At 71.3% G+C, this 13,240-nt stretch carries 9 protein-coding genes and 1 tRNA gene; 9 read left to right on the forward strand and 1 reads right to left on the reverse strand.

Going from position 1 to position 13,240, the window contains the following annotated elements; all coding sequences use genetic code 11:
• The first annotated feature begins 11 nt into the window (after positions 1-11).
• From ACZ6QO_RS16065 to ACZ6QO_RS16090, 6 genes are all read left to right on the forward strand, one after another.
• Positions 12-3,173, forward strand: a complete 3,162-nt coding sequence (locus ACZ6QO_RS16065; protein ID WP_465851334.1) for a hypothetical protein — start codon at positions 12-14, stop codon at positions 3,171-3,173.
• A 221-nt stretch (positions 3,174-3,394) separates the two neighbouring features.
• Positions 3,395-4,825 (forward strand): dihydrolipoyl dehydrogenase family protein, encoded by a 1,431-nt coding sequence (locus tag ACZ6QO_RS16070; protein WP_465851336.1) that lies wholly within the window; start codon positions 3,395-3,397, stop codon positions 4,823-4,825.
• Between the two features lie 560 nt (positions 4,826-5,385).
• Complete coding sequence (locus ACZ6QO_RS16075; RefSeq protein WP_465851338.1) at positions 5,386-6,765, forward strand: hypothetical protein; 1,380 nt, start codon at positions 5,386-5,388, stop codon at positions 6,763-6,765.
• 37 nt (positions 6,766-6,802) lie between these two features.
• Positions 6,803-7,990 carry an amino acid deaminase/aldolase gene (locus tag ACZ6QO_RS16080; protein WP_465851340.1) on the forward strand — a complete coding sequence of 396 codons (1,188 nt, stop codon included), beginning with the start codon at positions 6,803-6,805 and terminating at the stop codon, positions 7,988-7,990.
• A 320-nt stretch (positions 7,991-8,310) separates the two neighbouring features.
• Positions 8,311-9,756 carry an RNA polymerase subunit sigma-70 gene (locus tag ACZ6QO_RS16085; RefSeq protein WP_465851341.1) on the forward strand — a complete coding sequence of 482 codons (1,446 nt, stop codon included), beginning with the start codon at positions 8,311-8,313 and terminating at the stop codon, positions 9,754-9,756.
• Between the two features lie 203 nt (positions 9,757-9,959).
• On the forward strand, positions 9,960-10,742 hold the full coding sequence (locus tag ACZ6QO_RS16090) for an SDR family NAD(P)-dependent oxidoreductase (protein ID WP_465851342.1): 783 nt from the start codon (positions 9,960-9,962) through the stop codon (positions 10,740-10,742).
• Between the two features lie 48 nt (positions 10,743-10,790).
• Here ACZ6QO_RS16090 and ACZ6QO_RS16095 read toward each other — a convergent pair whose 3' ends face one another.
• Complete coding sequence (locus ACZ6QO_RS16095) at positions 10,791-11,135, reverse strand: DUF3618 domain-containing protein (RefSeq protein WP_465851344.1); 345 nt, start codon at positions 11,133-11,135, stop codon at positions 10,791-10,793.
• 124 nt (positions 11,136-11,259) lie between these two features.
• On the opposite strand from ACZ6QO_RS16095, the gene bcp reads away from it, so the two are divergent.
• The 3 genes from bcp to ACZ6QO_RS16110 all read left to right on the forward strand — a co-directional run bounded on the left by bcp (position 11,260) and on the right by ACZ6QO_RS16110 (position 12,991).
• Positions 11,260-11,733: a thioredoxin-dependent thiol peroxidase gene (bcp, locus tag ACZ6QO_RS16100; protein ID WP_465851346.1), complete on the forward strand. Its 474-nt coding sequence runs from the start codon at positions 11,260-11,262 to the stop codon at positions 11,731-11,733.
• Between the two features lie 54 nt (positions 11,734-11,787).
• Positions 11,788-11,863: transfer RNA gene (locus tag ACZ6QO_RS16105), tRNA-Leu, on the forward strand.
• A 33-nt stretch (positions 11,864-11,896) separates the two neighbouring features.
• A complete protein-coding gene (locus tag ACZ6QO_RS16110; protein WP_465851348.1) occupies positions 11,897-12,991 on the forward strand; it encodes a hypothetical protein in 1,095 nt (364 codons plus the stop codon).
• Positions 12,992-13,240: the final 249 nt, after the last annotated feature.

Consider the following 13,240-nt stretch of genomic DNA (forward strand, 5'->3'; position numbering starts at 1 on the left):
GAGACGAGCCGATGGAGAACCAGAGCGGGGCAACTCCCGGACCGAGTTCCCAGAGCGCCGACACCGATCCGGCGAAGGTCAATTCGGCCCGGGAATTCGCGGATGCCCTCAACACCCTGCGCGGAGCGTTGTCTTATGCGGAGCTGGACCAGCGCGCCAGGCACTTCGGCGGGCGACTGCCTTCGAGCACGCTGAGCGACCTGCTCAAGCGCGGGAAATGCACCGAGGTCACGTTGACCACCTTTCTCAGGGCTTGCGGCGTCCCGATCGACATGCGTGGGCCGTGGTACGAGGCTTGGGAGCGAGTACGGCGTGACGCCGGTCCCGCTCCTCCGGGGGCGGTCCGTGTCAGGAACGCCGACCCACGCCATCTGGGCGTTCACGCCGCCATCGAGGCCGAGGGCGCCGAAGGCTACCTGCCGCAGTACATACCGCGACATTTCGACGACGGCCCACGCGGCCTGCGGGCGCGCCTGGCGGCCTGTAGCACCATCGGCGGCTTCTTTCTGCTGGTCGGCGATTCCATGACCGGCAAGAAGCGAAGCGCCATGGAGGCGGCCATGGAAGTGCTTCCGGACTGGTGGTTGCTGCAACCCTCCGATTTGGAAGTCCTGCGGCGGCTGGCCGAGGCCCCTCCGGCCCACACGGTGATCTGGCTGGACAACCTGCACCGCTACTTCGACGGCCCTCATGGTCTGACAGCCTCGCTCGCCAGGACACTGCTCGGGCCGGCAGGACCCGTCATCATGCTCGCCACCCTGTGGTCGGAGTACTACAACGCCTACATGGCCCCGCCCACGCGAGAGCGCGACCGTTACCGGCACGAGCGCGAGCTGCTCAATCTGGCCGATCCCTGCCCGGTCGACCCCGAGTTCACGCCGGTCGAGCTCCTGCGCGCCGAGCGTGCGGCACAGAGCGACCCGCGCATCCGGCTCGCGTTGGGCTCGGCGGCTTTCGGGCTCACCCAAAGCATCGCCGCCGCTCCACAGCGCATCGCCCGCTACCACAGCGCCGAGCAGGAGACCCGTGCCGTCATCCACGCGGCCGTCGACCTGGTGCGGCTGGGCGTACGCGGCCCGCTTCGCCGCGAGCTGCTCGGCGCGGCCGCGCCGGGTTACCTCCGCGTCGGAGTCTCGCCCAAGGCCGACTGGCCGAACCGCGTGCTGGCTCAGGACGGACGGTTCGGGGCCGCGGCGGCGTTCGTCCCCATCGGCGAAGACCAGTTCAGGGTCGCCGACTTCCTCCTGGAGTACCTGTTACCCAGGCGGCACGCGACGATCATTCCGGTCACCACGTGGGAAGCGTTGGTGACGTGGCTCACTGATCCGCATGACCAGGCCAGAGTCGCCGAGGGGGCCTGTGATCGGCTGCTACTGCGCTACGCCGTGCCGCTGTTGCGCGCGTCAGCGCTGTCCGGCGACACCGGTGCGGTGGGACGTCTGATCGGGCTGCTGGACGGCCACGGCGACCGGTCGGGGGCCCACGACCTTCTGCGCGAACTCGCCCGTGCCGGGAACGCGGAAGCCCTGGACCGGTTGGTGGAGACGATGCGACAGCGTGGAGAGGTGGAAGACGCCCTGGCGTTGCTCGGTGAACTGGACAACATCCATGCGGCCCGCCGCCGCGTCCGCCTGCTGGCAGAGTTGGGACGCACCGAGGATCTGGAGGCGCTCGCCCGGGCAGGAAACGCCGAGGCGCTGGACCGGTTAGGGGACATATTGGAAAGGCACGGCGATGCGGCGATCGTGCGAGCCACGCTTCATGACCTCGCCGAGAGCGGCATCGCCGAAGCCTCTCGACGCCTCATGGAACTGCAGCGTCGACAGGAGCATGAAGCCGATGAACTGGCCGAGTTGCGCACCCGGGTCGCCCGGGGCGACAGCTCCGCGGTCGACCGGTTGTCGGATCTGCTCCGCCAGGCGGGGCGCACCGACGAAGTGGTGGAGGTGCTGAGCCCGCTGGCAGCCGCCGGACACCATGGCGCCGCCTGGCGACTGGCCGGGGCTCTGGCGCAGTTGGAACGGATCGATGACCTGATAACCGTACTGCGGCGCCTCACCGAGGCCGGTAGGGCCGGTGCCGCCTGGCAACTCGTCCGGGCCTTGGAACGGGCAGGCCGTACCGGAGAAGCCGAGTCAGTGCTGCGCGACCTGATCTCCGAGGGAGACAGGGACGCGCTGGACCGGCTTCTGTGGACGCTGCAGGCATCGGGCCGTGGTGAGGCCGCGCTCGAACTGCTGCGCGCCCGGGCGGCTGAGGGCGACCTAGGCGCGGCCGAGCGGCTGGCCGGCTCGCTCGACGAAGAGGACGAACTTCGCACCCTGGCGGCGACGGGCAACGGTTTCGCCGTCACCCGCCTGGCCGGACTGCATGCGGCGAAGAACCGGGTGGACGAGGCGCTTGAGCTGTTGCGTCCCCTGGCCAGGAGCGGAGACGCGGACGCCCGGTGGCGACTCGTCAGATTGCTGGAGGAGCAGGGCCGTACGACCGAGCTGCGGGCGATGGCCGACGAAGGCGACACGCACGCCAGACGGCGACTCGTCAGGTTGCTGGAGGAGCAGGGCCGTACGACCGAGCTGCGGGCGATGGCCGACGAAGGCGACACGCACGCCGGGTGGCAGTTGGTCCGGCTCCTGGACGGGCGAGACCGATCCGACGACACGCTCCCCGTGCTTCGCGCGCTACTGGAGCATGGAGACATGCGTGCCGGACGGCGACTGGTGGACATGCTGGAGGAGCGCGGGCTCACCGAAGAAGCGTTGCCTGTCCTGCGTCGACTGACCGAATCGGGACTGTTCGACGCCGGCGAGCGGCTGATCGCGCTTCTCGCCGATCAGAACAGGACCGACGAGCTTCGTGACCTGGCTGAGAAGGGACACGGCCGGGCCGCGGAGCGGCTTGCCGAGCTGACCGAGGGGCAGGCGTGGGAGCACAGGTTGCGCTCGGCGGTCTATGCGGGCGATGAGCGGGCGGCCAGGCAGCTCGTGACCCGTCTCGAGGAACAGGGAAGAGCGGATGATCTGCGTACGCTGATCGAGCGCGGCATCGCCGGCGCGGTGGACGCCTGGACCCGGGTCCTGCGCTCGCAGGGCAGAGATGCCGAGGCGGACGCTGCTCTGCGGCACGGCTTCGATCCCCCCGAAGCGCCGCATCTCCATCACCAGCGCCTATGATCTGCGCCGCCCTCGCTCGCGACGCCTCACAGCGTGCACGCGGCCGGCCCTGCCTCCCACGCCGGGGACATCATGGAGCCGGTGCTCCTCCGCGTCCGGGCCGGTGTGGGTCATCGTCCATGCCGCCTCACTGCCCGCTGTTGCCCGGCGCTTGGCCCGGCTCGGGAAGGCTGGTTACGAGAGGTCCCGTAGCGGCGTGACCTGTGGCGATGGGAGGGCGGATGTCCGTGGGCGACGAGGGCGACGTCTTCGACGTGATCGTCATAGGGGCCGGGCCGGTGGGCGAGAACGCCGCTGCGCGCGCCGTGCGGGGCGGCCTGACCGCGGCCGTCGTGGAGGAGCGCCTGGCGGGCGGCGAGTGCGCCTACTACGCGTGCATTCCCAGCAAGGCGCTGTTGCGGCCGGTCGAGCTGGCCGCCGAGGTGAGCCGGATGCCCGGCCTGGAGGTGCGCGGCCCGATCGACACCGCCGAAGTGCTGGCCCGCCGCGACCGCGCCGTGTCGTACCTCAACGACGACGGGCAGGTGCGCTGGATCGAGAACGTCCCTGCCACCTTCTTCCGAGGCCGCGGACGGCTGGCCGGCCCGCTGATGGTCGAGGTGACCGCGGAGGACGGCGGCGTCCGGCCGCTGCGGGCCCGCCACGCGGTCGTCATCGCCACCGGCAGCGATCCGGCCATACCTGGCATCCCGGGGCTGCGGGAGGCGCGCCCGTGGACCAACCGGGAGGCGACGAGCGTCCAGCAGGTGCCCAAACGGCTGATCGCGCTGGGCGGCGGGGCCGTCTCGTGCGAGATGTCCCAGGCGCTGCACGGCCTCGGCGCCATGGAGACCACGATCATCATCCGCGGGGACCGCCTGCTCCCCCGGTTCGAGCCGTTCGCCGGCGAGATGCTGGCCAAATCGTTCCAGGAGTCGGGCATCGACGTGCTGGTGCGCCGTGCCATCGAGCGAGTAGACCGCCCGGTGCCGGGCGGACCGGTGACCGTCCGCCTCGACGACGGCGCCCAGATCGAGGCGGACGAGCTTCTGGTGGGCCTCGGCCGGCGGGCCGCGGCCGGGGACATCGGACTGGAGACGGTCGGCCTGGACGGGCACGGCCCGATCGAGGTGGACGCCAGCATGCGCGCGACGGGCGTCCCCGACGGATGGCTCTACGCGGTCGGCGACGTGAACGGGCTCAACCTGCTCACCCACATGGGCAAGTACCAGGGCCGCGTCTGCGGCGACGTGATCGCCGCCCGCGCGGCCGGCCGGGCCGACGACCTGCCGTCGATGCGCGACGTCTCCGACGACGGTGGGGCACCTCAGGTGATCTTCACCGACCCGCAGGTCTGCGCGGTCGGGCTCACGGAGGAGCAGGCCCGCGCCGCGGGTTACCCGGTGCGCGTCGCCGAGATCGACATGGGCGCGGTCGCCGGAGCCTACCTGCAGGCGGAGAACTACACCGGCCGCGCGAAGGCGGTGGTCGACGCGGACCGCCGCGTGCTGATCGGCGTGACCTTCGTGGCTCCGGGGGTGGTCGACCTTCTGCACAGCGCCACCATCGCGGTCACCGCCGAGGTGCCCCTCGACCGCCTGTGGCACGCCGTGCCCTCGTTCCCCACCGTGAGCGAGACCTGGCTCCGCCTCATGGAGGACCTCGACCTCTAACGAGGCGACCACCACATACCTTCACCGGCCGCCGTCCTCCTCACGGTTGTGCGCCTGATGTAGTCGGCGCCGGGGCGGCTGGTCGTGGTACTGCGACGTCGGCGTCGCCGTACGGCGCCCGGCCCGGCGAGCGCTGGTGTACGAGGGTGATCCGCCCGTGGACAGCGCACTATGGACCGTGACTCCACGTGAGCGATGCTCGTTCTCTCTGATGGGTGTCGGGCGGCCGGACAGGCACGCCGGGCCTCATGACGGACCCGGCGCGGGATCCCGGGAGGTTGTGGATAACCGGCTGGGAGGGTTCGGGGGGCGGCCTAGCATGAGGAACCTGTTGTCTGTCTGAGGAGGTTCCCGTGCTGCCGGGCATGGCGTCGAGCACAGACGGGTCCACGGCCGAGACGCCTTTCGGCGATGCTCCGGCGTCCGCGTCGTCCGCGTCGTCCGCGTCGTCCGCGTCGTCCGCGTCGCCCGCTCCGTCCGAGTCGCCCGCTCCGTCCGAGTCGCCCGTGGGGCCGGGGGCTCGTTCGTGGCGGGTGTTGTCCGCAGCGCGGGCTCATTGGGTGTTCCTGGTCGCCCTGGCAGCGGGCGTCGCGCTCCGGCTGCTCGCCATGCTGGGTTACCGCCCCGCGCTGTGGTTCTGGGCAGATTCCTTCGTCTACGTGAACGCGGCGGTCGATCCGCAGCCCCTGGAGTCCCGGCCCGCCGGGTATTCGCTGTTCCTGTGGGTGCTGCGCCCGTTGCACAGTTTCACCGCCGTCATCGCCGTCCAGCATCTCCTCGGGCTGGCCATGGCGGTCTGCGTGTACGCCGTCCTGCGTCGCCGCGCCCGGCTGCCCGGCTGGGGGGCGACGCTCGCCGCCGTCCCGGTGTTGCTGGACGCGCACATGATCCAGCTCGAACACCTGGTGATGGCCGATCTGCTGTTCACCTTCCTGGTGACGGCGGCGGTGACGGCGCTGATGTGGCGTGAACGGCCCACGGTGTGGACGGCCGTCGCCGCGGGGGCGCTGCTCATGGCGGCCACCCTCACCCGCACCGTCGGGCTCCCCGTGCTCGTCGTCGTGCTCGTCTGCATGCTGCTGGCAAGGTCCGGGCCGCGTGCCCTGGTCGCCTGCGCGCTCGCCGCCGTCCTCGGCGTCGGCGGCTACGCCGTCTGGTACCACAGCGCCTACGGCTCCTATGGTCTCGGCGGCAGCAACGTGTGGCTCTGGGCGCGCACGATGAGCTTCGCCGACTGCGCGACGATCAAGCCCGCCGGTGACGAGCGGGTTCTCTGCCCGGCCGGCGCTCCCGATCAGCGGCCCGCTCCCCCGTCCTATATCTGGGAGCCCGACTCCCCGCTCGCCCGGGTGAAGAAGGACGCCGACCGCGAGCGATTGACCGGCGCGTTCGCCAAGCAGGCCATCATGGCCCAGCCGGTGGACTTCCTGATGACCGGCCTGCGCGACGCCATGTGGAGCTTCGAATGGACCCGCCGGGTCTATCCGGCCCCCGGCCCGCAGAGCGCCTATGTCTTCCCCGACACGGTCAAGCCCTTCACCGGCAAGATCGCCTCCTCGGGTCGCTCCGCCCCCCAGCTCACGGCCGCATACCAGGGCCGCCGGGCCGACACCCGGCTCGTCGAGCCTTACGGGAGGCTGCTGCGCGCCTATCAGGCACAGGGGTATCTTCGCGGCCCGCTCCTCGCGGTCATCGTGCTCATCGGCCTGGTCGGGGTGCTGGTGCGGTGGCGGCGGCTGGGCGGTCCGGTGCTGCTGCCGTGGGCGGTGGCCATCACGCTGCTCCTGCTGCCGCCGCTGATCGCCGCCTTCGACCACCGGTACGTCGTTCCGGTCATCCCGGTCGCATGCCTGGCGGCGGGCCTGGCGTTCCAAGGTCTGCGACGCGGTTCGCGCCGGCCGCATCGCGGGGCCGGCGTGGGTTACAGGGGGCTAACGTGATCTAGGCTCATCTCTGTCGCGCACCTATGCTTCGGGCATGGACGAGCGCCAGCGTTATGACCGCGCCACCGCCGATCTCGACCCTCCGTTCGCGATCCTCGATCTCGCCGCACTGAGGGACAACGCCGCGTCGATGGCCCGGCGCGCCCGGGGCAAGGCGATCAGGGTGGCCAGCAAGTCGATCCGCTGCCGGGCGGTCCTGCGGAACGTGCTGGAGATGGACGGCTTCGCCGGCGTCATGGCGTTCACGCTCCCCGAGGCCCTGTGGCTGGCCGCAGAGGGCTTCGCCGACATCCTCGTCGCCTACCCGACGGCGGACCGGCAGTCGCTGGCGCGACTCGCAGGCGACGCGCGCGCCGCTCGCGAGATCACGGTGATGGTCGACAGCGCCGAACATCTCGACCTGATCGACGAGGCGACCGCCGGCGTGCCGTCCCGCCAGGAGATCCGCATATGCCTGGAGATAGACGCGGCTTTCGTGGCCTTCGCCGGCCGGATGCGCGCCGGAGTGCTTCGCTCCCCGGTCCGGGAACCCGACCAGGCGGCCGACCTGGCCGCCCTGGTGGCCAAGCGTCCCGGGTTCCGGCTGGTCGGCCTGATGGCGTACGAGGCGCAGATCGCGGGGGTGGGCGATCGCCTGCCCGGCCCGTACGGCCGGGCGGTCCGCTGGATGCAGACCAGCTCGCAGCGCGAGCTGATCGTCCGCAGGGGCCGGATCGTCGAGGCCGTCCGGCAGGTCGCCGACCTGGAGTTCGTCAACGGAGGCGGCACCGGCTCGCTGGAGAAGACCACGCGGGAGAAGGCGGTCACCGAGGTCGCCGCCGGGTCGGGGTTCTACCACCCCCGCCTGTTCGACTTCTACCGAGGCTTCACCGGGCGGCCCGCCGCGCTGTTCGCGCTCCCCGTCGTGCGCCTGCCCGGCCCGGGAGTGGTCACCGTGCTCGGCGGCGGCTACCACGCCTCCGGCTCCCCCGGCCCGTCGCGCCTGCCGCAGCCGTACCTGCCCGCCGGGCTGCGCTACGACGACCGCGAGGGCGCGGGCGAAGTGCAGACCCCGCTGCTCGGCCGTGCCGCCCATGAGCTGCGCATCGGGGACCGCGTGTGGTTCCGCCACGCCAAGGCGGGCGAACTGTGCGAACGCTTCGACGCGCTGCATCTCATCGAGGGCGACCGGGTGGTCGAGACCGTCCCGACCTACCGGGGCGAAGGCAAGACCTTCCTCTGACCCCTCCGAATGTCCCAGAGGCCCCGGCGACGCGTGACCCTGCGGGTTGCCGCCACTTCCGCCCGAACAGGCGCCCGAGGCCCACCGCGTCCTTGCGGCGGGCGGCACCCGGGGACGGCTGGTCATCGAGTTCTGAGCACCTCCGCCGCCCGCAAGTCGGGTAGGTCGCGACGCGACCAAGAATTCGAGGCGCCCGGCAGTGGTCTCTGGTGGCGGATACGGCGGACCAAGTGGCACGGCCGTCAGCGCGCCCGCGGCACTACGACCAACGTCGGCCGGGACGTCCGATCGGGGTCCGCGGAGCTATAGCGTAGGGGGCCATGACAGGGAAGTGCCAGGCGTGCGGCCGTCCGATCGAGAGCGGCGGCGGGCCGGGGCGGACGGCGTCGTACTGCTCCCAGGCCTGCCGGCAGCGCGCCTACCGCGAGCGGCGGCAGTCGGCCGGCACCCCTTTCAAAGAACTGATCACCGACCTCGCCGACCGGTTGCGCCGGGTGCGGACGGAACCCCCGCCCCTGTTCCACGCCGATGTCGAAGCACTTTCGACACGGTTCGCACAGTTGCGCCGCCTGGCCCGGCAGGCTCGCCAGGACTCCACCGCCCTCCCGGCCGCCACGGCACTCGACACGGATGGCAGGGACGATACGGAAAACGTCCCCGCATTCGTCACGGATGACGGGGAAAACGTCACCGCATTCGTCACGGACGATGAGGAATACGCCACCGCGTTCGTCGCGAACGGCTCGGAAAGCGTCACGTCCGACGGCGTGACGAAACACGGGGAGGACGCCTACACGGACCTCATCGAGAGGCACCGAGCCGAGTTGCGGGTGCACTGCTACCGGCTGCTCGGCTCGTACGACGAGGCGGAGGACCTCACTCAGGAGGCTTTCCTGCGCGCCTGGCGGGCCCGGGAGACGCTGCAGGCCGTCGACAACCCGCGGGCCTGGCTCTACAAGATCACCACCAATATATGCCTCGACTTCCTGCGCAAGCACAACCGGCGCCCGACCGTCTATGAGCCGGTGCCGGGCATCGAGTCCGGAGATGGGCCGCCGCCGCCACGGCTGCCGTGGCTCCAGCCGTTCCCCGACGATCAGTTGCCCGAGATTCCCGCTGTCCAGCACGAACCGGACGCGGAGGCCGTGGCGGGCGAGACCCTCGAACTGGTCTTCCTGGCCGCGATCCAGCATCTGCCCCCGCGGCAACGAGCGGCGGTGATCCTGCGCGATGTCGCCGGATGGTCGGCGCGGGAGACGGCCGACCTTCTGGACAGCAGCCTGGCCTCGGCGAACAGCGCGCTCCAGCGAGGCAGGTCAGCCCTCAGAGAGGCGTTGCCGGGGCGACGCGAGGACTGGTCGGCGAGCGAGCCGAGCGCCGAGGATCTGGCCCTGCTGCAGCGCTACATGGAGGCGGCCGCCCGGGCCGACGTGGACGCCATGGTGGACCTGGTGCGCGCGGACGCGGTGCTCACCATGCCGCCGAACCCGTTCTGGTTCACCACCCGCGACGCGATCTTCGCGTTCGTCCGGCCGAACCTGGATCCGGCGTCGCCGGCGTTCGCCGGGCACTGGCGGCACCTGCCGGTGCGCGCCAACGGTCAGCCCGCGGTCGCCGGCTACCTCCGCAGGCCCGGCACCAGCGTCTTCCGTGCGCAACTGATCGATGTGCTGCGCGTCGAGGACGGCCGGATCGCCGAGATCACCACGTTCGAGCCGCACCTGTTCGCCGCGTTCGGGCTGCCGATGACCCTCGGAAGCGTGTGATCCTCCGAGGTCCGTGGTCCTCTGAGGCCCGTGATCCCTCCGACGCGTGATCCTCTGAGCGCACGTGCTTGTGCGGCGTGTGCCGTTCTGAAGTGCCGGTGGCCGCGATCGATGATCATTCGCGCACGGCCGGCCGGGACCGATGATTCCCCGTGCGAGCCACGTCCTATGAGATGTCGGGCGCATACGGCGCCCTTGGCTGAATGGACAAGGCAATCATGCTGCAGGACAAGATCGCGATCATCTACGGCGGAGCGGGTTCGCTGGGGGCGGGCGTCGCGAAGGCGTACACGCAGGCCGGCGCGCGGGTGTTCCTGGCCGGCCGCACGGAGGCCACGCTGCGGAAGGCCGCCGCCGACATCGGCGCCGAGTACGACGTCCTCGACGCCGGTGACGAGGCCGCCGTCGAGGCCCACGCGGCGTCGGTGGTCGAGCGGGCCGGCCGCCTCGACGTCTCTGTCAACCTCGTCCCACGCGGGGACTTCCAGGGCGTGCCGCTCACCGAGATGTCGGTGGAGGACTACACGCGGCCGGTCGTACGGGGCATCACCTGCCAGTTCATCACCGCCCGTACCGCGGCTCGCCTGATGACCGCCCAAGGGTCGGGGGTGATTCTGTCCCTGAACAGTGCTTCGGGCAACGGCAGCCCGATGATGGGCGGCACCGGCGCGGCCGACGGCGCGATCGACGCGCTGATCCGTCAGCTCGCCCAGGAGGCGGGCCCGGCCGGCGTGCGCGTCTGCGGCATCTGGACGGCCGGCGTCACCGACACCCTCACGCCGGAGAAGCTGGCCGCCGCGGGCGCCCCACTCATGGACGAGGCCGCCGTTCAGGGCATCCGCGGGCACCTCGACAGCCTGCGGATGACGAAGCGCTCGCCGCGGATCGCCGACATCGCCGCTCTGGCGACGTTCCTGGCCTCCGACGCCGGTCGCGCCATCACGGGCACGTGGGTCAACGCCACCGCGGGCATGTTCCCCAGCTGACCCGTGGGGATGAGCTCACCGGCCGCTCAGACCGCGCGCTGGGGCCGTTCAGCGGCGGCGGCGGCGCCAGAGGGCGAAGGCGGCGCCCACGACCACGACCGCGCCCACGCCGATCAGGATCGGCGCGATGTTGCGCGCCGGGGAGTCGTCCTGCCAGCCGTCGTCCTCGCCGTAGGGGCCGTACTGCGCCGAGCCTCGCGGGTAGGCCGTGCCGCCGATCATGTCGCGGGCCGCGGTGACGAGCTGCTCGGCGTTGGCCTTGACCCTGGCGACGCCGCGCCCGGCGACCCGCTTGGGGCTGACGCGGTCCACGATGGCGTCGACGGTGACAGCAAGCTCCGCCCGGGTGCGCTCGATTTCCTTCTCGAGCGCCTCGGGATCGGTGTCCGCCATGACGATCCCCTTCTCTATCTCCCGGGCGAGCCGCCCTCGCCCGGCTCGCCGCTACGTTGCAGCGATCAGTCTGTCAGGTCGGGTGACCACCCGGCACGGTGGGCGTGCCGGTAGGTTGGTTCGCGTGACGCAGACGAGACTCGAGCCCGGCGACGCCGCACCCGACTTCACCCTGCCCGACTCCGAGGGCAAGGCCACCAGCCTTTCGTCCTTCCACGGCAAGCGGGTCATCCTTTACTTCTACCCTGCGGCGATGACGCCCGGGTGCACGAAGCAGGCGTGCGACTTCCGCGACAGCCTGGCATCGCTGACCGCCGCGGGCTTCGTCGTGCTGGGCGTCTCGAAGGACACCCCGCAGAAGCTCGCGAAGTTCGCCGAGCGCGACGCGCTGACCTTCCCGCTGCTCTCCGACCCCGAGCTCGCGGTCCACCAGGCGTACGGGGCCTACGGCGAGAAGACCATGTACGGCAGAACGACGGTCGGCGTGCTGCGCTCGACCTTCGTCATCGACGCCGACGGCAAGCTCGAGAAGGCCCTGTACAACGTGAAGGCCACCGGGCACGTCGCGCGCCTGCGCAAAGATCTCGGTCTCGCCTGATCGGTACGGCGAAAGCGGCGTGCTCAATTAGGATGGCGCAAGCCGCACAGGCCCGGGGTCGTAGCCCAATGGCAGAGGCACAGGTTTTAGGTACCTGACAGTGTGGGTTCGAATCCCACCGACCCCACCAGTCGTTCGTCATCGCCCCAGGGGAGCGATCAACATGGGCGCCACGTTCGGAGACGTCGTCACCTCAACGCCGAGCGTGTGGGGCGCCGCCAACGCCACCAGCGCCGCGATCGTGTTCCCGCTGGGCTGGCCCGTCGCCCTGATGCTGCTGTCGGTGGTGTCCGACCCGGCCCAGATGTGGCACGCGGGCGATCGGTACACCGAGGTCGCCAAGCTCGTCCGGCAGGCCGGCGAGCAGATGACGGACGCCGTGACGAACCGCGCCCGCTCCGACCACTGGTCGGAGAAGGGCCGCGACGCCTTCATGGCCAACCGGTTGCGGCCGTACCAGACGGCGCTCGCCCAGGCGGCCGGCATGTACGACGAGATGAACGGCGCGCTGAAGGCGAGCGCCTGGGCCTACACCGGGCTCGGCCTGTCCTCGGCGGTCATCGGGTCCTCGCTGCTCAACTTCGTCGCGCCCTATCTCGCCACCGCGGTGATGCCGGGCATCGGCGCGGGCACCACCTACGTGGCCAACAAGGCCATGGTCGAGGCCGGCGTCGTCGTCCGCGGGATGGTGGCGAGCATGGCCAAGGTCAACAGCGCGGCCGCCTCGGTGCTGTCCGGGCTCGCCGTCCGGCTCGGGTTGTCCCAGGGGGCGCTGACGGGGACGACGGCCGCGGGGGTGGCGACGGTGGGCGGCGGCCTCGGCGGGTACCAGACCTTCTGGCGTGCCGCGCCGACCATGCGCGAGAGCGTGCGTCCGGTGCTGTGGCCGGCGCACCTGCCCGACGGCGAGACCCCGCCCGAGGGGTACCGCGGGGCGACGGCCGCCCAGCTCGGCGAGATGAAGCGCATCGACCACCGCTCCCTTGAGGCCCTCGGCCGCGACCTCGACGCGAGCGCCTCCGGGACGCTCGACAAGGCGTGTGAACTGGCGCGGGGCAACGACGTGGGCGTGCCGGGGTTCGGCGCGGCGGGCATGCACCTCGCCTTCGTCTGCGCCGGCATGCGCGACGGCGCGGTGCGCCATCTCACGGCGGGACGGGACGAGCCAGGGAAGTGGCTGCCCGCGCTGCGCACCGTGGCGGACAACTGGGCCTACGCCGAGGACGCCACGGTCGAGGCGACCAAGCACGTCCGCTGAGGGCACCCCCGTCGAGACCAGCGGACGGCGTCCGCTGAGGTGGCGCGAAAGGCGCCGGGACGACGAGAGCCGCCTCCACGTCGTGGAGGCGGCTCTTTCCGCGTCAGCCCGCTGGGCAGAGGGCGTCAAGCGTGGGCAAGAGAGAAAGGTGAGGGTCCTCGGGGTGGGGGGGGGGGGGGGGGGGGGGGGGGGGGGGGGGGGGTGGGGGGGGGGGGGAGGGGGGCCTGTCTTCTTGTGCCTCCCCGCTGT

This window comes from Sphaerisporangium sp. NPDC049457 (assembly GCF_055586705.1).